The following is a 19860-nucleotide window of genomic DNA, read 5'->3' as shown; positions in this document are numbered from 1 at the left end:
GGTCCAGATCAGTCGGCGGGGCGAGGGCTGCTTCGCGTTGGGCGGTGGGAAGCTGTCGCCATGCTGAGTCTTGAGGACGAGACGCGCCTGCGGACCGAAGCCATGGCGTGGCTTGCCGCCCGGACGAACGATGGGCGGGACGCCATCACGCGCCAGGAGCTGACTCAGTTCGAGTTCGACGGGCAGCGACTCACGCTCATCGACACCGGTCGAGGCATCCGAAAGCCGAAAAGCTGCCGAGCCGCACTCACGATCATGACCGTCCACACGCCAGAGGGGCGCGAACGTCCCTACGAGGACGTGCTCGGATCTGATGGGCTGCCTCGCTACAAGATGCGCGGCGATGCGCGCAGTGGCGCCGACAACCGCGGCCTTCAGGCCGCCATGGAACTCGGTCTCCCTGTCATCTGGCTAGTCGGCGTCGCTCCAGGACTGTTTCAGACGGTGTTCCCGGTATTCCTCATCGGCGAGGAGCCGGCTCTGCATCAATACGTGCTTGCGTATGACAAGGATCAGGTTCATCAGGCACCCGACTCACCTCTGGAGGAGGTCATGCGGCGCTGGGCCACCCGCGAGACCGAGGTGCGGCTGCATCAGCGCGTCTTCAGATCCATGGTGATGCTGGCGTACAACACGACGTGCGCCGTGTGTTCGCTCAGGCACAGCTCACTTCTCGACGCGGCCCACATCGTCGAGGACAGGCACACGCTGGGTGTCGCGGCCGTTCGGAATGGTTTGTCGCTCTGCAAGATCCATCATGCTGCCTACGACGCGGGCATCCTGGGCATCAGCCCCGAGCTCACCATCCACATCCGTGCGGACATCCTGGATGAGATCGATGGGCCACTGCTCGAGTACGGCATCAAGGGCCTGCACGGACAGAAGGTGTCAGTGCTGCCTGAGCGGCGTGGAGATCGCCCCGACCCTCAGCTGCTCGATTGGCGCTACCAGCGCTTCCTCTCGGCCTAGGCCGCGCGACCATCCAGGTGGGCTGTCGCGGCAAAAGCCGGCGCCTGACACCTTCTCTACGTTAAGTTGCAAGTTGTCACTCTATGTAGTTGGGCCAGTCGGGAGTCGAAGATGACAGACGTGTTGAGCCATGACGCCGCGACGGTGCGATCGGCGCTAGAGGCGGTCTTGCCTCCAGAGCCGGAGGCCTGGCCCGGCGGCTACCCCGACGATGTCGAGCTTGCGCTCATCGACGCAGTCCTATCGGTGAGGACTCATTACGGACAGCCCCACAACGGTGTGCGTGGGCGAACCGCGAAGTGGCGCGACCACAGGGCCGGCTCAGCCAACGACCTAGCGGCCTTGGCCGGGGACCCGGACCTCGCGGCGGTGCTTGATACCACGCAGAAACTCGGCGGCGGCAAGGTGCTCAAGACGGATGCGATTCGTGAGGCTGCTCGGCGTCTCAGTGAGGCAGGCCTGCGCACCGCTGCCGACGTGGTTGGCCAGCCCGCGATGGCCAGATCGGCCTACACGAGCGTCAGAGGGTTGGGCGGCGTGACGTTCGCCTACTTCATGATGCTGGCGGGCGCCGAGGGCGTGAAGGCCGACACCTGGGTGCTTCGGTTCCTGGAGCAAGCTCTGGAACGGCCCGTCGGCCCCACCGAGGGCGAGGAACTGCTCAGGGCCGCGGCGGAGCAGCTGGGTCACTCGCCCAAGCAGATCGACCACCTGGTGTGGAAGTACATGCGGGGCTGAGCAGCACGAGCTCAGCGTCAAGTGACGTTCGGCGCTGAAGGGTATGTCGGTGGGCGGCGCCATCATGTGAAGCATGCCCCTCATCAACGAGTTGCTCGCTGTGCAGCCGACTCCCGTCCCCACTCTGGTGTCGACGGGGTGGCCGACGCTCGACAAGGTCATGGGCGGGTTCCCCAAGGCCGGGGTCTGGGTCGTCACAGGCGGGCCGAGGAAGGGTGCCAGCACGGTCCTCGTCGAGTGGGTGGGGCGCCTCGCGCTCGCCGGCGTCCCGTCGTTGCTGACTGGACCGGAGCTGGACCCCGTCGCGACCGCTCATCTCCTGGCGGGGGTGAACCGAGGGCGATCGGATTGGGGCGACGTACCTCTCCACATCGAGCGCTCCCCCTCCTTGCCTCGCAACGTGGCGACCTGGCGGGCGGTTGCGCTCGACCGGGCGGACCGCGTCCGTGGCGCAACTCCAGGCGCCACACGAGCGATGGCGGATGAGGGCCGGTGCGTCATCGCCAATGTGCCACGGCGCAAGGTCGTGCATGGGGCTGGGGCGACGGCCGGGTCAAGTCCGCTGGGGTGGTGTATGAGGTTGATCCCTCGGTTGGGCGTGTCGGTCAGGCCGTGAGGGCCTGAAGTTCGAGGTCGGTGCTCACCTCCTCGGCGTGCTGGGTGTCGACGGCTTGGGCGCGGGCGAGGACGTCGAGTCCGAGGTAGCGGCGGCCTTCGGCCCACTCGTCGTGTTGCTCGGCCAGGACGGCGCCGACGAGCCGGATGATGGATGCGCGGTCGGGGAAGATCCCGACCACGTCGGTGCGTCGGCGGATCTCGCGGTTGAGCCGTTCGTTGGGGTTGTTCGACCAGATCTGACGCCAGACCTCCTTTGGGAACGGCGTGAACGCGAGGATGTCGGCACGAGCGTCCTGGAGATGTTCGGCGACGGCGGGAAGCTTCTCGGCCAGGGCGTCGACGACACGGTCGAACTGGGCGTGGACGGCGTCGGTGTCGGGCTGGTCGTAGATCGAGTGCAGCAACGCCTTGACCCATGGCCAGGACGACTTTGGGGTCGCGGACATCAGGTTCGCTGCGTAGTGGGTGCGGCAGCGCTGCCAGGCAGCGCCCGGGATGGTCGCGGCGATCGCGTTCACGAGCCCGGCGTGCGCGTCGGACGTGACGAGCTTGACGCCGGCCAGGCCGCGGGCTGTGAGGTCGCGGAAGAACGCGAGCCAGCCGGCGCCGTCCTCGCTGGTGGTGACCTGCACGCCGAGGATCTCGCGGTGCCCATCAGCGTTCACGCCGGTGGCTACCAGCACGTGCACCGGCACCACCCGCCCACCTTCGCGGACCTTGAGCACGAGCGCGTCGGCGGCGACGAAGGTGAACGGCCCGGCCTCTTCGAGCCGACGGGTGCGGAACTGCTCGACCTGCTCGTCGAGCTCCTTGGCCATCACCGAGACCTGGGACTTCGACAACCCGGTGATGCCGAGGGTCGCCACCAGCTTGTCCATCCGCCGGGTCGAGACCCCGAGCAGGTAGCAGGTCGCCACCACACTGGTCAGTGCTCGTTCGGCACGCTTCCTGCGTTCGAGCAGCCACTCCGGATACAGGCTTCCCTGGCGGAGCTTGGGCACTGCGACGTCGAGAGTCCCGACCCGGGTGTCGAGGTCGCGGTGGCGGTAGCCGTTGCGGGAGTTGACCCGCTCCGGGCTCCGCTCGTTGTAGCCGGCGCCGCACACCGCGTCGGCCTGGGCGGAGAGCAGTGCGTTGACGAACGTGGTGAGCAGCTCCCGCATCAGATCAGGGCTCGCCTGGGACAGCTGCTCGTCGAGGAAGCGGGCAGGGTCGATACTGGGTACAGCGGTCATCGTTGTGGTTCCTTCTTCGAGTCGGTTTTCGCAGATCACTCGAAGGATCCACCCGGTGGCCGCGCCTACGTTGGAGGCACGCGCTCACTCAGGTCCGTCGTACACCACTCTGCTGGACTTCACTGACGGCCGAGCTGGACCACGTGTGGGCGGAAGCGGCCGATGTCATCGTCGAGGTGGAGCTGTATCGCGGCCTGGGGAAGCAACCCGAGGACCACGAGGTGGCCCTGTCAGTGCTGCACAACCGGCACGGGCCGATGACTTAGGCTGTGGGGACCTGGCTCCGAGGGTATTCGCCCATCACGGAGTACGACCTCTGACAGTGGGATGCCTTGCGCCTGGCGGCATCACTCCTGGCTTGGCCTCAAGGGAAAGTCTGGGCCGGGGAAGTGCCGGACCTCCACCAGGTGGTTGCTCAGGTCTGGGACCGCACCCCTGATGGTCACCTCCACCAGCGCATCCCCCGACTTGCCACGCTTCCGCTGCCAGGCGGCGTGGTCGTAGTCGGCGAGGCGCTTGAAGGTGGTCTTGCCGCGGACGGGCGCGTTGGGCACGTGCGCCGAGCCCGAGTTGTAGGGCGACAACTCGATGAGGTCCTCGTAGCCAGACACCAGTGACGCGGTGTCGAGCGTCAGCACCACCTGCTGCATGGCGCGGTAGTGGCGCCCGTTGAGGAGCCGGAGCAGTCGCGCCTCGCTCGCCCAGAAGAAGCACCGGCTGTCGAGGATCTCGAGGAACTGCTCAACCGACGTCTCGTCGTCAAGCACCTGCGAGAGGAACTTCAGGGGCTTCTGATCGCGCAAGATGGCGACATGGCCCTCACCGGGCAGCGTGACGAGCTCAGAGTCAGCGCGGCGTGCGGACGGGGTCGACGCGCCGAGGCCGGCCGTATCCCTGAGCTGGTTGGCCGGCAGCAGGCCGAAGCGCTGGATCGCCGGCCACGCTCGCGCGTCCGCCGTGTGGTAGATCCGCGGGTAGCGGCTGATCAGCTCGTCTGGGGTCACCGGCCGATCGTAGGGCCGGGCCTGCGGCGACGATGGACTGGCGGTTGTGCAGGGAGCCGGCCGCTGGACGTCTGAGGCGGGCAGGATGGAGGCATGGCTCCACGCTGCAAGGTCCTCAAGGTCACGCTCATCAGCGGTCGTGGGGAGGAGTTCGACCCCGCTCCGGGACGGGTCTTCGCGATCCCGCCACGCACCACCTATGCGGCCCTCGCCGAGGCCATCGACCGATCGTTCGGCCGCTACGACCTGGGCCACCTCGTCCAGTTCGCGTTCGAGGATGATCTGGTCGTCACGGACGAGGAGACGATCGACGAGCTCGACGACGGCAGCGGCACGCCGCGCTACAAGCCGCTGGAGAGTCCGCTGACCGAGCTCAAGGTGGGTGTCACGTTCACCTACACCTTCGACTTCGGCGACAACTGGCTGCACCACTGCGAGGTGCTGCCCACGATGGACCCGTACGAGGTGCTCGGCGGCCTGGTCCTGCAGGTCGTGCCCCTTGACGGGTGGGGTGACGTGCCCGACCAGCACGGGCGGAAGGTCTGACCCCGACGAGCGTCCCTAGATCGAGCCTGGCTCGGCGTTCGACGGAGTCCTGCACGCGATCGAGGAGGAGGAGGCACCCCCGCCGCAACCCCGAGCAGTGCGCGGAGCCGACGAAACACGGTGGCCAGCGCCGCGACACAGGGCGGTAACGCGTGAGGCCTAGCTTCTCGGCATACGGCCAGGACACCCGCTGAGGAGCACCCATGCCGAGCACCGACCCCGCCCACCTCGTCGCCGCGCTGGAGCACGGGCTCGGGCGACGGCGCCTGCTGCAGGCCGCTGCCGCCACCGGGCTGGGCGTCACCGCCGCCGCCGTCGGGGCCGAGCAGGCGCACGCATCCCACCAGCTGCCAACGGGATTGACCGAGGCGCCGCTCGCCTGGCGCAACCCCAGGGGCGTGCTGCAGCCGCACACGGGACCGATCAAGGGGCAGCACTACCTGGCGTCGGAGACCGACGAGGTGCTGTGGGGCTACGTGCCGACGGTGCACGCCACGCCCGTGCTGACCGTCCGCTCCGGGGCCACCGTCACGATCGACGCGCTGTCGCACGAGGGGATCCTCGAGGACCAGGGACGCGACCCGGTGGCCTGGTTCGGGTCCAAGGGGGTGCCGCGCGCCGGGGTGCTGCGCGACGCCGTCGACGTGGCGGCGCACTACGACCGCACGCCGCGCAGCTTCGACAAGGACGGGCCGCACGTCGTCACCGGACCGATCGCGGTGGCGGGCGCCGAGCCCGGCGACGTCCTCAAGATCGAACCCCTGCACCTGCTCCCCCGCGTCCCCTACGGCGTCGTGTCCTCCCGCCACGGCAAGGGCGCGCTCGCGGTCAAGGCGGACGGCACTGCGCCGGCGGGCATCTCGCTGCCGAGGTCATGCCGCCGCGCGCCACCGACGGCCGAACGAGCGGCGACCCGACGCGCTACGGCAACGTCTCGGTCTTCACCGGCATCGAGCGCGGCAAGGCCGTGATGCGCAGCGGCAGCCGCTCGATCCGGTTCCCGCTCAACTACTTCTTCGGGATGATGGGCGTCGCGTATGCCGACGCCGACGGCCTCACCGACCCGCTCGCCAACTCGGTCCCGCCCACCCTCGGCGGCGGCAACATCGACATCCGCCAGCTCGGGGTCGGCTCCACGTTCTACCTGCCGGTGCGCGCGCCGGGCGGGCTGTTCTACGTCGGCGACCCGCACATGGCGATGGGCTCCGGCGAGGTGGCGCTCACGGCGATGGAGGGCTCGCTGCGCGGCACCTTCCGACTGACGGTGTGCAAGAAGGGATCCGGCGACGCGCCCGCCGTCGCCCACCGCTATCCCTGGGCCGAGACCCGCGACCACTGGCTCCCCATCGGCCTGTCCGACCCCGACGGCTCCGGTGGCGACAGCAACGACTCCGACCTCGACGTCGCCATGCGCCGGGCGGTGGTCAACGCCCTGGACTTCCTCGAGCAGGAGCAGGGCATCGACCGCGCGGTGGCCTATGCCTACCTGTCGGCGGCGTCCGACTTCGTGGTGTCGCAGGTCGTCGACCGCACGACGGGGGTGCACGGCCTGATCAGCAAGGCCGACTTCCGCTGAGCGCCGTCCTCAGTGCATTCCTCAGTGCATTCGTCACTGACATCACTGCATTCGGCACTGTTCAGTGAAGGAGGTAGCACGCCACCGATTGCGGAAGCCTGAGCACCGTCCAGCGTGCCCAGGTTTCCGCAATCGGGCCTGCTGAGGCCTTCACCGTGACGTATGCCGCTGCGGGGCGTCAGAGCGATCAGGGGGTGTAGCGCTGCGCCGTGAATGCTGGCGCCGGCCCGGAGCACCTGCCGATGACGTCCGGGTTGAGCACCGCTCCCTTGGCGCTCAGCTCGGAGCACAGCGGCACGTCCTGACCGGACCAGACCTTGATCCAGCGCCCCTTCTTGACGCCCCACATCGCCATGCCGCCACCGCAGCCGGAGCCGAACTCGCTGACCATGGCCGAGCTCTGGGCGTCGAGGGCCTCCACCGTGATCGTCATGGGGCAGCGGTCGTTCTCCTGGGTGACCTGGGCGAGCTGAGCGCGGGCGAAGGCGCGAAGCCCGTTGCTGTTCGGGAGCTTCTGTACGTCAGAGGGCTCGGCGATGGTGAGGTTGGGGCGTGTGACGGGGCCGAGAGCACCGGTCGCGCCTGTGCCGCCAGACGAGCCAGAGGACGGCGCCGCCCGGATGAACCACGCCTTGGTGATGCGCTCCTTGGTGATCTTGCCGGTCTTGACGGTGTTGTAGCCCAGGGGCCCCCGGCGGGCGTACCAGACGTCGCCCTCCTTGATCAGGCCTGAGCCGCCTGGGTTGCCGGGCGGGGACAGCAGCGCCTCCGCGTCCTCGTGGCAACCCTTGCGACAGCCGTAGGTCGCTGCAGCCTCCTGGGGCCCGGGCGGCCAGATGCCCCCGGATCGGTAGTTCCACCGCGAGCCGTCGGCCAGCTCGATCCCCAGCGGGGCGGGGTCGGACGGCTTGTGGGTCGTCGGCAACGTCCCGTCGACGGCGAAGCGTGTAGCCGCCTTGGCCCACGGATCCGTGGCGCACAGGACGTGGGCGCCATCACCGTCATCGACGCAGGCGACCGCGTAGTCAGCGTTGGAACCGCACCGATAGGTCCTACTGGTTGTGGCCATGGCCGACGGATACTCGCTGCACTCCACGGCGTGGTCCGCGTTCTCGACCTTCCACCCGCCGTCAGGGTTGGGCAGCGTGAGCACGATCTGCTTGGTGGCGGCTCCCCCGGTCGCCGTTGAGGTCGCGGTGGCTCCCGGCGTTGCCGGCGCGCTCGCCGTGCCCGACGCAGCGGTCGACGCCGGTGCCGCCGTGGCGCTCGTGCTCGTCGGCGATGCCGTCACCGTCACGGTCTTGGCGGACTGCGCGCCGGGCGACCCTCCGCCCCCGCACGCAGCCAGCAGTGCCGCGGTCAGCGCGGCGATTCCCCAGCGTCCTGCACGCATGTGAGCCCCCCTCTGAGATGCAGTGACAACACTGTGGCATCCCTGATCGCTGCGTGTGAGCAAAATCCCCCAGCTGGCCGCCTGACCAGCGTCACCCCATACCCCGCCGCCCCAATCGACCAAGATTGCGGAAACCTGAGCACCGTCCAGCGTGCCCAGGTTTCCGCAATCAGGTGTGCCAAGGGTTCCGCTGTGTCTGCACGCGACGCCAGGCTGGAGGACCGGCAGGGTCATCTGGGTGGGTCGCTACATGATTTTTGGAGTAGGCCCCACGCGGCTCCGGGCAGAGCGGATCCACGACGGGCATGCAAGACCCAGGAGTGTGGCGCAGGTCACATCCACAGGTCTAGCGTGGGGACGTGGAGATCCAGCTCGTGCGATCCTTCCTCGCCGTGGTGCGGACGGGTTCCGTGACGGCGGCGGCGCGTGAGCTCGGCTACTCCCAACCGGCCATCACCGCTCATCTCAACGCCTTCGACCGCCAGGCCGGCGGCTCGGTGATCATGCGGGGCCGGCGCGGCGCCATCCTCACCCCGCTCGGGGAGCGGCTGCTCCCGAGAGCCGTGCGGCTCGTCGCCGAGCACGACGCACTGCTTGCGGAAGCGCGCGAAGCCGGCGGGGCGGCTCCGCACCTCGTCGTCGGATTCGCCCCCTCGACGGTCCGGCCGTATGCGGAGCGGCTGGCCGGCCTCGCGGCCCGGGTCCTGCCGCGGGTGCGGCTCAGCCTGGTCCTGCTGGAGCGCCCCGCCCAGATCGGCAACGACCTGCTGGCCCACCTCGCCGACCTGCAGGTCGTGCCGGGCCCGCTCGACGACCCCCGGCTCGTCTCGCGGCTGCTGCACCCGCTGCGGGTGGGGGTCCGGGTGACGGCCGCCAGCCCCCTTGCCGCGATGGCGGTCGTGCCGGTGGAGGCGATCCTCGGGAGGCCGCTGCACCGCCTGGAGGGCGTCCCCCTGACGTGGGACCGCTACTGGTGCGCGTGGACCGATCGCGGCGCTCCGCCCCGGCTCGCCCGTGACGTCGACCGGTTCGCGCAGTGCCTGGAGCCGTTGGAGGACCCGCGGCACGTGATGATCTCTCCCTCGGCGCCGTTCGTGGTGCCGCCGGACGGCGACGTCTGGCGCCCACTCACCGGCGTGGCCGAGTCCTGGCTCGAGGTCGCCCATCGCGCCAACGACCACCGCCCGGAGGTCCGGGCGGTGGCCGCGTTGGCTCCGGCCACGGTGTCGTCCATGCTCTCGACGCGGTCGACGCGGTCGACGCGATCGACGCCGAAGACGAGCGTCTCCACCGCCGACGAGCCCGGTCAGGGCTCGGGCGCCTCGACCACGGTGGCGGCGAGGGTCTCGAGGGCCTCCGCCATCGGATAGGGCCGCCCCGCCTCGAAGGCCGGCGGCGTCGGCTCGCTCGGGATCACGACGTCGCGTGAGGGGTCGGCGTCGTCGTGGAGCCACAACCCCATGAACAGGCACGCCGGCACGCGCAACAAGCGTTGCTCCAGCGGAGCCCCTCCGCCGAGCTCGTCGTCCAGGCCCCGCGCCGCCTCGCTCAGCCTCGCGACGCCCCGGGCGAGGTCGCCATACGAGACCTGCCGGACCTCGGGCGAGGCATCTCCCGGCACGTCCAGCTCGGCCAGCGCGGTCAGTCCGGCGCGGTGCACGACGGACAGCCAGCCGATCGGCATCGCCTGCGACAGCGCGTCGCCTGACCGGAGGGCGTCGGCGCCCAGGTGGTAGGTCGGCCACGACTGGGGCGGGGCCCCGCCTGCCTGGTCGTCCCCGGGTTGGCTCGCCCGGGCAGCGATGAGATCGGTGACCGTGCCGGCGATCTCGTCACGGAGGCCGGGCGGTGGTTCGGGCACGTAGGTGCTCATCGGCATACCTCTCAGCGTGTCAGGTAGGAGTGGGTCACCCTGCCGGTGCCCAGGTAGGAGCTGTTGAGCGTGGAGAGCCGCACGTCGGTGGCGCCGGACCAGGGGTCCTCGACCCCGACGAACTGGTCCTGCGCGAGGTAGCCGTCGACGACGACGAAGTGGCCGCCGCCGCCGCTCCACTCGATGCGGACGCAGGCAGGTCTGCCGCCGTCGATCTCGCCCTGGATGGTGGCGAAGCTCGGTTGCGACGGCGAGACGCTCGCGAGGTGCCCGGCCGTCCGCAGCGCGTCACCCAGGCGGGCCTGCTGGTTGCAGGGCCCGGACCCGCCGGCCGCGGTGCAGCAGTCGGTGCGGCTGAGGAAGGTGTTGGCGAAGGTGCACTGGGTGAGGGATGCGCCGTAGAAGTTGGCCACGCTGACCGTCACCGCGCACCAGCACCAGTTGGTCTGCAGCTGGTGCTGCACGGTGAACGCGAGGCGCCGCCAGTCGAGCGGCGGGTGCTGCGAGCCGCGCGGGCGGTCCAGCAGCACGACGTCGGTGACCACGTCGAGCGGCGCCCCCCACGCGACGTCCACGACGAACGTCACGCCGTGGTTGGCGTCGTAGGGCGGGCCGTGCGGGGTGACGTTGCGAACCGTGATGCTGGCGTCCCCGACGAAACGCTGTGACGTCGCGGGCGCGGCCCGGTTGAGGGTGTACTCCGACGCCGTGACGTAGACGGCGGAGTCTGCGTCGACCTGGTCCCAGTTGATGTTGAGCGGGACCCGGCCCCGAAGCCCGGACCAGTACTTGCGGATCGCGATGTCGCTCATGGCGTCCCGATCCAGACCGGCTTGGAGTCCAGGACTGTGATGTCGGTGACCACGTTGAGCGGCGTCCCCCACGCGACGTCCACGACGAAGGTCACGCCGTGGTTGGGGTCGTACGGCGGGCCGTGCGGGGTGACGTTGGCGACGGTGATGCTCGCGGCGCCGACGAAGCGCTGGGAGGTGGCGGGGGCCGCCGCGTTGAGGGCGTACTCCGAGGCGGTCACCAGGACGACGGAGTCGTGGTCGATCGCGTCCCAGTTGAAGTTCAGGGCACGGCGACCCTTCAACCCGGTCCAGTGGTGTCTGATGGTCTGGCTCATGGCGATGACGCTAGGGACGCCATCGGCGCCCCGGTCCGCATCATCACGATCCCTGATGACCTACCTCGGGCCTCCACTCAATGAGAGCATAAGGACCATGACAGCGACGTCGCCGCGAGGCACCACCGCCACCGAGGTCCAGCGCCGACGGGTCGAGACCACCGGCATCGAGATCATCGACGAGGCGGCGCGCACCGCCCGCCCGCACGACCTGTTCTGGCCGTGGTTCGCCGCCAACGTGAGTGTCTTCGGGATCTCGTATGCCGCCTACGTGCTCGGCTTCGGCATCTCGTTCGCGCAGGCGGCCGTGGTCGCCGTGGTCGGCGTCGTGCTCAGCTTTGCGCTGTGCGGGATCATCGCGATCGCCGGCAAGCGCGGGTCGGCGCCGACGATGATCCTGAGCCGCGCGGCGTTCGGCGTGCAGGGGCAGAAGGTGCCCGGCGTCATGTCCTGGCTGGTGTCGATCGGGTGGGAGACCTTCCTCGCGATCATGGCGGTGCTGGCGACGTCCACGATCTTCGGTCGGCTCGGGTGGGACGGGGGGACGTCGACCAAGGTCATCGCCACCGTCGTCGTGGCCGCGATCATCGTGCTGGCCTCGGTCGCGGGCTACCACATCATCATGCGGCTGCAGTCGGTGCTGACCTGGCTGACGGGCGCGGCCACGATCGTCTACATCGCCCTCACGCTGGGCCACGTCCACTGGGACGCGGTGCGCGGACTCCCTTCGGGCTCCTGGCAGTCCGTCGTCGGGGCGCTGGTGATGGTGATGACCGGGTTCGGTCTCGGGTGGATCAACATCGCTGCGGACTGGTCGCGCTACCAGCGCCGCGACGCCTCCAGCGGCGCCATCGTCGCGTGGAACACGCTGGGCGGCGCCATCGCTCCCACCCTGCTGGTGCTCTACGGCCTGCTGCTCGCCGGCTCCGACCCCAAGCTCGCCGAGGGCATCACCGCCGACCCCATCGGCACCCTCGCCACCATCCTGCCGACGTGGTTCCTCGTGATCTTCCTCGTCGCCGCGGTGCTCGCGCTCGTCTCCGGAGCGGTCCTCGGCATCTACTCCTCCGGCCTGACGCTGCTCTCGCTCGGCGTCCGGATCCCCCGTCCCGCAGCGGCTCTCGTAGACGGGATCATCCTCACGGCCGGCACGATCTGGGTGGTCTTCTTCGCGCAGAGCTTCCTTGGACCGTTCCAGAGCTTCCTGATCACGCTGGGCGTCCCGCTGGCCGCGTGGGCCGGCGTCATGATCGGCGACATCGCCCTGCGGCGCCACGACTACGACGAGGACGCGCTCTTCGACGCGCGCGGTCGCTACGGCAGCGTCGACTGGATCTCGTTGGCCCTCATGGCGGTTGCGTCCGTCATCGGCTGGGGGCTCGTGGTCAACACCTTCGCCGCCGACGCCGCCTGGAACAACTGGCAGGGCTACCTGCTCCAGCCGCTCGGCCTCGGCACGCGCACCGCGCAGGGCTGGGACGGCGCCTGGCCCTACTCCAACATCGGCGTGCTGCTCGCGCTGCTCATCGGCCTCGTCGGCGGGATCGTGCTGCGGCGCGGTCGAGTTCGTCGTCAGGAGTCCGTCGATGCGCGGTGACCCCGGCAGCGGCATACGGCCCTGGCTCGTGGTGATCGACCCGCAGGTGATCTTCGCCGCGCCCGAGAGTCCTTGGGGGTCACCGATGTTCCCTGCCATCGTGCCCCGGGTGCGCGCTCTCGCAGCGGGATTCGCGGACCGGGTGGTGGTGACCCGGTTCGTCGCGCCGGTCGAGCCGCAGGGGTCCTGGCGGCCCTACTACGAGCAGTGGCCCTTCGCGCTCGTGCCCGACGACCACGCGACGTATGCCGTCGCCCCCGCGCTCGCCGCCACCCTGGCCGCCGCGCCCGTGGTCACCGAGCCGACCTTCGGCAAGTGGGGTGCCGGCCTGCGCGAGATCGTCGGCGACGCACCGCAGCTCGTCCTGACCGGCGTGTCGACGGACTGCTGCGTCATCGCGACGGCCCTCGCCGCGGCCGACGCCGGCGCCACCGTGACCGTGGTGACGGACGCGTGCGCCGGCTCGACGCCGGACAACCACGCGGCGGCGCTGCAGGTGATGAGCCTCTTCGAGCCGCAGATCAGGCTCGCGGCCACCGCCGAGGTGCTGGCCACGGTCCCGCAGGCTGACGGTGGCGTGCCTGGGCCTCAGGGTCGGTAAGGGACCACGGCCGAGCCGTCCCAGCACTGCCCGACGACGGCGGGGTTGAGGCGAGCGCCTTTGGCGCGCAGGTCAGCACACGCGGGGACATCCTGACCGCCCCACACCTCGACCCACCGGCCGCCCTTGCGACCCCAGATGACCGCGTATCCCCCGCACCCCGAGAAGCCGCCCGCCAGCGACGTCTCGGGGTCGAGGGCATCGACGGACAGCGCCATCCGGCAGCCGTTGTCCTGGTCGGCGCGCGCCAGCTGCTCCTTGGCGAACGCGCGCAGCCCGTGCGCCTCGGGGAGCTGGGCGTCGATCTCCTGGGGCGTGCGCAGCGGCGCGCCCACCCTGCGCACCGGGCCCTGAGGCGTGGCGCCGGGGGTGGGTGAGCTCGTATGCCGCGTCGCCGCCGTCCCGCTCGCGGACGGCGTCGCAGCGGAGCTGGGGATCGCCGGCGTGACGGAGGGGGCGGCGGTGCCGGTCGACGGGGCGCCCGGCGCCCCGGTGCTGGCTCCGGTGGCGGTCTCGGTGGCCGACGGTGACGCGCTCGCGGCGCCGGTGGTGTCGGCGGGTCCGCTGCACGCCGTCATCACCGGCATCACCGTCACCACGAGAGCCGCAGCAGCGGCCGCCGTCGTCCACCCCGGATACCTCATGCGTCCCCCTCGCCACGGTGCGTGACCAAGACTGCCATCTGCGTGGCGTCCGGGGAAGCAGTTCGCGGCGAGGGGGTCGGGTGGGACGGCGCCTCGGTCAGAGCTTGCGCGAGTAGGCCCCTGGGAGCGGCATACCGCGCTCGGTCGCGGGGCCGGCCTGCGTCACCGACCCGGGCGGGGCCGACCGCCGTCGATCAGGTCGTAGGCGGCGACGCTCAGGGATGCGTGGCCGAGCGCCCGCAGGACTTGGGCCAGGCGTCCGTAGGACACCGTGCCCGCCACCACGCGGGTCACCACCACGTCGTCCGACGGCTCCTCCGCAGCATCAGCGGCAGCCTCGGCCGGCCGGTGCATGGCCGCCAGGTCCCCGCGCGCCAGCTCGTCCAGCAGCCGGCCGTACCGCGCCAGCACCTCGGGTCCCGCAGGGATCGCCGCCGCCTCCATCGACCGCAGCAGCGCGTCCAGGGCCGCCCGCGGGCCGGACGGGATGTCGGGCCACCCCAGCTCGGCGAGCAATGGGCGCACCCGTGCGTCCTCGTCGGGCGGGACCGGTGCGTCGTGAGGCGCCGCGGGCAGCCCCAGCGCGATGGCCTGGGCGATCTCCAGCGCGGTCAGCAGCGGCTGGTCGGGGTCGTCGAGGACCTGCACGAGCGCCCGGATGTCGCTGATGGACGCCCCGGCCTCCTCGCGCAGCGTCCCGACGAGGCGCAGCCGCTCCAGGTGCCGGCGGTCGTACTCCTGCCGCGTCGCCGTCACCCGTTCCCCCGCCGGCAGCAACCCCTCGCGCCGGTAGTACTTGATGCTCGCGACGCTCACGCCGCTCGTCTCGGCGAGCTCCTGCAGCAGCATCGACACCTCTTGCTCCAGCGCCCGGATAGTGCTCTGACCAGCGACTATCTTGATGGCGCCACATTGGATACCGACACTATCTTAGGTGCCATGACCGAGTTCACGCCCCTCATCGCCAGCCATGCCGTCGCCGCCCTGGTCGTGCTGCTGCTCGGCCCCCTGCAGATCTGGCGGCGCCGCCGCGACCGCGCCCACCGATACCTCGGGCGCACCTGGGCGGTGGCGATGGTCGTCACCTGCCTCACCAGTTTCCTCATCCACCCCCACGGCTTCAGCTGGCTGCACGGCCTCTCGCTCGTCACCCTCGGCTCGCTGACCCTCGGCATCGTCGGGATTCGCCGCCGTGACGTGCGCATGCACACCCGCAACCTCATCGGCTCCTACCTGGGGACGGTCGCCGCCTTCGCGTTCGCCGCCCTGGTCCCGACCCGGCTCATCCAGACCACGCTGCACCAGGACCCGGCCACGATCCTCGGCGTCGCGGCCGCCGTGCTCCTGGCCGTCGCGGCCTGGAGCGCCGGCGTCCTGCGCCTCACGCGCGCCAGGTCGCCTCGACCAGCGCGGCGACCTGGCGCGGGTGCTGCAGCATCACGTGGTGACGCCCGGGCCGTATGACGTGAAAGCCCACCGGCCCCATCGCCGTTCGGGCGAGCGCCGCGGCCTGGCGACCCTGCTGGGCGCCCCACCGGGACCACGACGCCGGCCACCACCCGGGCAGCGCCGCCACCACGGTCACCGGGACCGCGGGCAGCGGGTGGGTCGTGCGCAGCGTCGCGAGCTCGGCGCCGAGCCGGCGGTAGGCGGAGTCCTCGAGCAGCATTGTGCGCCATACGGACTCGTGGGCATAGGTGACCGCGCAGCGGGCCCGGTGCCCGGCGCGCCAGGGGGCGCGGGGCAGCCCCCGGTCGGCGAGGCGCCGCAGCAGCGGCCCCGTCCGGCCCCACCCCACGGTCGCGGACACCGCCGAGACCAGCAGCGAGGCGAGGCGCGGCCCGCGGGAGGGGCCGGTCGCCGAGGTCGCCCGGCTCGGTGCGGAGTTCGGCTCGGCCGGGGCAACGCTGCCGTCGAAGAGCACCAGGGCGCGGACGCGGTCAGGGTGTCGCCGGGTGGCCGCCTCGACCTGCCAGGCCCCCATGGAGTGGCCCACCAGCACAGCCGTGCGGGCGCCGAGCGCGTCGAGGACCCCCACCACGTCGTCCGCCCACCGCACGAGCGAGACGTCAGGGGGAGCAGCCGGCGCAGGTGAGTCCCGCACCCCGGCCGGTCGACCGCGACCACCCGGGCGACCCCGGCGAGGGCGGCGGCAACCCCTTCCCAGTCGAACCACGCGCCCCCGAGGCCCGAGTGCAGCAGCACGACCGGCAGCTCGGCCGGGGCCTGCGGCGCCCAGTCGTGGACGTGCAGCCGACGGCCGTCGACCTCGACGATCACCGGCGGCCCCCACGGCGGACCCCACGGCGCACCCACGGCCGGACCCGCCACGGCGGCCGCACCGCCACCAGCAGCAGCCAGCCGGCGATGGCGCTCAGCTGCAGCCGCTGGCTCCACCCGAGCGCGTCCAGCCCGACGAGCACGGGCAGCAGCTCGGAGTGCATCGCCTCCACGATCTCCACCAGCACCCATGCCGTCACCGCGACGAAGAACGCCGCGTAGGCGGCGTAGAGCTGCGCCAGCCGGCGCCGCACCCCGCACGCCGCGACCCGCAGCGCCAGCGCGGTCGCCGCGATGCCGACCGTGACCCCGACCCCGGCGATGGCGCTCGACACCCCGTGGATCTGGTGGTGCAGCTGCACCGCACCCTGCTGCTCGGCCAGACGGCCCGCCTCCGAGGCGGTGGGGGTGCACGACAGCGGCGCCAGCGCGTCGACGATCGTCGCCACCCCGAAGAGCCCCACCCCCACGATCGCCGCACGTAGCCAGAGCCGGTCCCCGCCGAGACGGCGGCGGGCGCGCCATACGAGCGAGACCCCGAAGGTCACCAGCAGGCCCGCGAGCAGGTCGGTGGCGCGCAGCTGTGAGGCCCCCGGCTGGTCGTGCACGAGCAGCTCGCTGACGAAGGATGTGCGCGGGTCCAGCGGCGACGGCGACAGCACCCACAGCATGTAGAGCACCGCCGACACCACCGCCATGACCCGCGCCACCGTGAGACCGCGCGCCTGGAAGTCGTCGACCTCGTCGCGTGCGCCCCCAACCATGCGGTGATCATCCCAGAGGCGGCTGGGTGGTCGCGTGAGACGGCGGCGTACCGTCATGCGGGATGGACCCGGTCACGGGGCTGCCCGGACGGGCCGGGCGCGAGGGGCTGGGCCATGATGGACGGGCCTCATGCGAGACGACCCCTGCCGAAAGAAGTACCCCCATGGCATCAAGCCCCGCCAGCGACATCGTCCAGAGCGTCGGTGGACCCTCCAACATCGTCAGCCTCACGCACTGCGCCACCCGGCTGCGCTTCCAGCTCCACGACGCCTCGGGCGTCGACACCGACCGCGTGGAGCAGATCCCGGGCGTGATGGGCGCCGTCCCGCAGAGCGGCGACCGCTACCAGGTCGTCATCGGCGGCGCCGTGCAGAACGTCTACAACGACATCATGTCGCTGCCCGAGATGGCCTCCGGCGCAGGCGGGTCCGGTGCCGGCGCCGGCGCGGGCTCGGGCTCTGGTGCCCGGTCGGACGCGGACGTCAAGGCCGAGCTGCGCGCCAAGGGCCCGCGCGGCAACCGCGCCTGGCTGGACAACTTCTTCGAGTTCCTGTCCGACTCGTTCCGCCCGATCCTGGGCGCGCTGCTCGGCGCCTCCCTCTTCATCACCTTCATGGCGCTGATGTCCACCCTCGGCGTCATCGGCAACTGGGCCGACCCGCGCGTCAAGCTCGAGGGCGGCTGGGCCTTCATCAACATGCTGTGGCAGGGCGTCTTCACCTTCCTGCCGCTGATGGTCGCCTACAACGCCTCCAAGAAGCTCGACGCCGACCCGTGGGTGGGCTTCGCCATCATGGGTGTCCTGATGCTGCCGGGCTTCACCGCGCTCGGTGAGGCCGCCCGCACCGCAACGGTCTTCGGCTCCCAGGTGAAGATCTACGACGTCTTCGGTCTCCCGCTGACGATCTTCAACTACGGCTCGACGGTGTTCCCGCCGCTGCTCATGGCCGCCGTGCTCGGGCCGTTGTACCGCCTGCTCAAGCGGATCATCCCCGCCAACCTGCACCTGATCTTCGTGCCGTTCTTCGCGATGCTGATCATGATCCCGCTGACGGCCTTCCTGATCGGGCCCATCGGCGTCTACGTCGGCGCCGGCCTCGGCAGCCTGCTCAAGTCCATCAACGACCTGAGCCCGTTCATCTTCGCGATCGTGATCCCGCTGGCCTACCCCTTCATGGTGCCGCTCGGCCTGCACTGGCCCATCAACGCGATCATGCTGCTCAACATCCAGACCCTGGGCTACGACTTCATCCAGGGCCCCATGGGTGCGTGGAACTTCGCCTGCTTCGGCGCCACCGCCGGCGTGCTCTACCACGCCATCAAGGACAAGGACGTCGCGATGCGGCAGACCGCGACGGGCGCGCTCGCGGCCGGTCTGCTCGGCGGCATCTCCGAACCCTCGCTCTACGGCATCCACCTGCGGTTCAAGCGGATCTACCCGCGCATGCTGGTCGGCTGCCTCGTCGGCGGTCTGATCATCGGCATCGGCGGCGGCGTCACGACCAAGGCCTTCGTCTTCACCTCGCTGCTGACGATCCCGGCCTTCGACAGCAACATCCTGCTCTACGCGGCCGCCGTGCTGGCGTCGTTCTTCGTGTCGATGCTGCTCATCGTCTTCACCGACTACCGCACCGCCGAGGAGAAGGCTCACGCCGTCGCCACCGGCGAGGCCGCGGGCGCGCCGACCGAGGAGGAGCCCGCGCTCGTCGGGGCCGGTGCCCCGGTGGCCGAGCGCTCCGCTGGCGCGGGTGACGCCCCGCGGACGGGTGACGCGCCGCTGACGGGTGACGCGCCGCTGACCGGTCACGCCCCCCAGGCGCCGGCCGGGGAGTCCCGTCCCGAGGCCGCAGCCGGTGGCGCCAGCGTCGTGACGGACACCGCGGGTGCCGGGACGGCCGGGGCGGGTGCTGCTGCCGGCGGCGCTGCGGCCGGTACTGCCGGCGCGGCTGGTGCTGCCAGCGCCGCTGGTGCTGCTGGGGCAGCTGAGCCCGCTCGGGGTGGCGTCGTCGAGATCGGCGCCCCCTGCGACGGCGACCTCGTGCCGCTGGCGGAGGTCCCGGACAAGGTGTTCTCCGCCGGGCTGGTCGGACCGGGCGTGGGCATCGACCCCCGCGAGGACACGATCTGCGCCCCGGCCGCCGGCACGGTGGTCGTCGCCCAGGCGACCGGTCACGCCTTCGGCCTGGCGGTCGAGGGTGGTGTCGAGCTGCTGATCCACGTCGGCATCGACACCGTCAACCTCGACGGCAAGGGCTTCGACGTGCACGTCAAGGCCGGCGACACCGTGGCTGCGGGCGACCCCCTGGTGACCTTCGACCGGGCCGTGATCGAGGAAGCGGGCTACTCGCTGATCACGCCCGTCCTGGTCACCAACTCCTTCGCGACCGGGCCGGTGGAGCCCCTTGACGCGACGGGCCCGGTCACGCGCGGGACCCCGATCCTCCGCGTCCGCCCCGCCTGACCTACCTCAGGTAGTCGCAGCAGCCTGGCCTTCGCACGCCAGGCTGCCGGCCACCTGCTCAGACCGTATGCCGAGCGGCCCGGCGCCATCCCCCATCGGGGCCTGGCGCCGGGCCGCTCGCTTCCCGGGGCGGGTGGGATCGGTCGTCGCGGCGGATCCGCCGTCGCCGCGGACGTCGCCCAGCTGGTGTCCACCCACGGCGACACGTATGCCGAGATCGTCGCCACCGCCGACTGGCACGGCGACCCGGGGAGCCGCTGGTCGGCCACGCCCGACTGCGTGGGCATCGCGACCGACCACCGTTGACAGGCGACAAACGGGGGTCATCCCGGCCCATAACCCCGATCTGTCGCCTCTCAACGGGAGAGGTGGGGGCGCACGTGGGTGAGAAGGGCGCCGGGCCGCTTGCTTCCGCGAGGCGGGTCGGCTCG

The 19860-nt window shown here is 71.0% G+C and carries 21 protein-coding genes; 11 read left to right on the top strand and 10 right to left on the bottom strand.

Going from position 1 to position 19860, the window contains the following annotated elements; all coding sequences use genetic code 11:
• Positions 1-60 precede the first annotated feature (60 nt).
• Entirely contained in the window at positions 61-969 is a 909-nt protein-coding gene (locus ADJ73_RS04700) for an HNH endonuclease (RefSeq protein ID WP_050347316.1), read from the top strand.
• A 111-nt stretch (positions 970-1080) separates the two neighbouring features.
• Positions 1081-1707, top strand: coding sequence for a hypothetical protein (locus ADJ73_RS04695; protein WP_050347315.1), 627 nt, complete (start codon positions 1081-1083; stop codon positions 1705-1707).
• Positions 1708-2312: 605 nt separating this feature from the next.
• Here the strand turns inward: ADJ73_RS04695 and ADJ73_RS04685 are convergent.
• On the bottom strand, positions 2313-3560 hold the full coding sequence (locus ADJ73_RS04685; protein ID WP_050346957.1) for an IS256 family transposase: 1248 nt from the start codon (positions 3558-3560) through the stop codon (positions 2313-2315).
• A gap of 347 nt (positions 3561-3907) precedes the next feature.
• On the bottom strand, positions 3908-4564 hold the full coding sequence (locus ADJ73_RS04680) for a DUF7002 family protein (protein ID WP_019284475.1): 657 nt from the start codon (positions 4562-4564) through the stop codon (positions 3908-3910).
• Between the two features lie 93 nt (positions 4565-4657).
• Here ADJ73_RS04680 and ADJ73_RS04675 point away from each other — a divergent pair, with 93 nt between their 5' ends.
• The 3 genes from ADJ73_RS04675 (at position 4658) to ADJ73_RS17465 (ending at position 6686) form a co-directional block, all read left to right on the top strand.
• A complete protein-coding gene (locus tag ADJ73_RS04675; RefSeq protein WP_019284474.1) occupies positions 4658-5110 on the top strand; it encodes an IS1096 element passenger TnpR family protein in 453 nt (150 codons plus the stop codon).
• 203 nt (positions 5111-5313) lie between these two features.
• The gene (locus ADJ73_RS17470; RefSeq protein WP_253272668.1) at positions 5314-6081 is read left to right on the top strand and encodes a hypothetical protein; all 768 of its coding nucleotides are present in this window, start codon (positions 5314-5316) and stop codon (positions 6079-6081) included.
• On the top strand, positions 5985-6686 hold the full coding sequence (locus ADJ73_RS17465; RefSeq protein ID WP_253272667.1) for an acetamidase/formamidase family protein: 702 nt from the start codon (positions 5985-5987) through the stop codon (positions 6684-6686). Before ADJ73_RS17470 ends, ADJ73_RS17465 begins: the two co-directional genes overlap by 97 nt.
• A gap of 187 nt (positions 6687-6873) precedes the next feature.
• Here the strand turns inward: ADJ73_RS17465 and ADJ73_RS16860 are convergent, their stop codons facing one another.
• The gene (locus ADJ73_RS16860; RefSeq protein WP_156188116.1) at positions 6874-8079 is read right to left on the bottom strand and encodes a hypothetical protein; all 1206 of its coding nucleotides are present in this window, start codon (positions 8077-8079) and stop codon (positions 6874-6876) included.
• Positions 8080-8438: 359 nt separating this feature from the next.
• On the opposite strand from ADJ73_RS16860, the gene ADJ73_RS04655 reads away from it, so the two are divergent.
• Positions 8439-9449: a LysR family transcriptional regulator gene (locus ADJ73_RS04655; RefSeq protein ID WP_050347312.1), complete on the top strand. Its 1011-nt coding sequence runs from the start codon at positions 8439-8441 to the stop codon at positions 9447-9449.
• Here the strand turns inward: ADJ73_RS04655 and ADJ73_RS04650 are convergent.
• From ADJ73_RS04650 to ADJ73_RS04640, 3 genes are read right to left on the bottom strand one after another with little or no spacing between them, the layout of a single operon-like run.
• Positions 9386-9952 carry a hypothetical protein gene (locus ADJ73_RS04650; RefSeq protein ID WP_050347311.1) on the bottom strand — a complete coding sequence of 189 codons (567 nt, stop codon included), beginning with the start codon at positions 9950-9952 and terminating at the stop codon, positions 9386-9388. The genes ADJ73_RS04655 and ADJ73_RS04650 overlap by 64 nt on opposite strands.
• 11 nt (positions 9953-9963) lie before the next feature.
• On the bottom strand, positions 9964-10764 hold the full coding sequence (locus tag ADJ73_RS17130; protein ID WP_050347310.1) for a C39 family peptidase: 801 nt from the start codon (positions 10762-10764) through the stop codon (positions 9964-9966).
• Positions 10761-11081, bottom strand: a complete 321-nt coding sequence (locus ADJ73_RS04640) for a hypothetical protein (RefSeq protein WP_050347309.1) — start codon at positions 11079-11081, stop codon at positions 10761-10763. The genes ADJ73_RS17130 and ADJ73_RS04640 overlap by 4 nt, the downstream gene beginning before the upstream one ends.
• Before the next feature lie 97 nt (positions 11082-11178).
• Between ADJ73_RS04640 and ADJ73_RS04635 the strand changes: the two genes are divergently transcribed.
• Both ADJ73_RS04635 and ADJ73_RS04630 read left to right on the top strand, forming a co-directional pair.
• Positions 11179-12678 (top strand): purine-cytosine permease family protein, encoded by a 1500-nt coding sequence (locus ADJ73_RS04635; protein ID WP_050347308.1) that lies wholly within the window; start codon positions 11179-11181, stop codon positions 12676-12678.
• A complete protein-coding gene (locus tag ADJ73_RS04630) occupies positions 12668-13279 on the top strand; it encodes a cysteine hydrolase family protein (protein ID WP_050347307.1) in 612 nt (203 codons plus the stop codon). The genes ADJ73_RS04635 and ADJ73_RS04630 overlap by 11 nt, the downstream gene beginning before the upstream one ends.
• Here ADJ73_RS04630 and ADJ73_RS04625 read toward each other — a convergent pair.
• Positions 13267-13614, bottom strand: a complete 348-nt coding sequence (locus ADJ73_RS04625) for a hypothetical protein (protein ID WP_172669701.1) — start codon at positions 13612-13614, stop codon at positions 13267-13269. The genes ADJ73_RS04630 and ADJ73_RS04625 overlap by 13 nt on opposite strands.
• A 34-nt stretch (positions 13615-13648) precedes the next feature.
• Between ADJ73_RS04625 and ADJ73_RS04620 the strand changes: the two genes are divergently transcribed.
• Positions 13649-13948, top strand: coding sequence for a hypothetical protein (locus ADJ73_RS04620; RefSeq protein ID WP_050347305.1), 300 nt, complete (start codon positions 13649-13651; stop codon positions 13946-13948).
• Positions 13949-14085: 137 nt separating this feature from the next.
• On the opposite strand, the gene ADJ73_RS04615 is transcribed toward ADJ73_RS04620, so the two are convergent.
• The gene (locus ADJ73_RS04615; RefSeq protein WP_050349258.1) at positions 14086-14772 is read right to left on the bottom strand and encodes a MerR family transcriptional regulator; all 687 of its coding nucleotides are present in this window, start codon (positions 14770-14772) and stop codon (positions 14086-14088) included.
• A gap of 90 nt (positions 14773-14862) precedes the next feature.
• Between ADJ73_RS04615 and ADJ73_RS04610 the strand changes: the two genes are divergently transcribed.
• A complete protein-coding gene (locus ADJ73_RS04610) occupies positions 14863-15387 on the top strand; it encodes a DUF2306 domain-containing protein (RefSeq protein WP_050347304.1) in 525 nt (174 codons plus the stop codon).
• On the opposite strand, the gene ADJ73_RS04605 is transcribed toward ADJ73_RS04610, so the two are convergent.
• Positions 15305-16027 (bottom strand): alpha/beta fold hydrolase, encoded by a 723-nt coding sequence (locus ADJ73_RS04605; protein ID WP_172669700.1) that lies wholly within the window; start codon positions 16025-16027, stop codon positions 15305-15307. The genes ADJ73_RS04610 and ADJ73_RS04605 overlap by 83 nt on opposite strands.
• 172 nt (positions 16028-16199) lie before the next feature.
• On the bottom strand, positions 16200-16967 hold the full coding sequence (locus tag ADJ73_RS04600) for a DUF998 domain-containing protein (RefSeq protein WP_050347302.1): 768 nt from the start codon (positions 16965-16967) through the stop codon (positions 16200-16202).
• 164 nt (positions 16968-17131) lie between these two features.
• Here ADJ73_RS04600 and ADJ73_RS04595 point away from each other — a divergent pair, with 164 nt between their 5' ends.
• The gene (locus ADJ73_RS04595) at positions 17132-19429 is read left to right on the top strand and encodes a glucose PTS transporter subunit IIA (RefSeq protein WP_050347301.1); all 2298 of its coding nucleotides are present in this window, start codon (positions 17132-17134) and stop codon (positions 19427-19429) included.
• Positions 19430-19860: the final 431 nt, after the last annotated feature.

The sequence above is a fragment of the Arsenicicoccus sp. oral taxon 190 genome, from assembly GCF_001189535.1.
Taxonomy (GTDB): domain Bacteria; phylum Actinomycetota; class Actinomycetes; order Actinomycetales; family Dermatophilaceae; genus Arsenicicoccus.
This window is presented reverse-complemented; position numbering and strand designations above follow the sequence as displayed.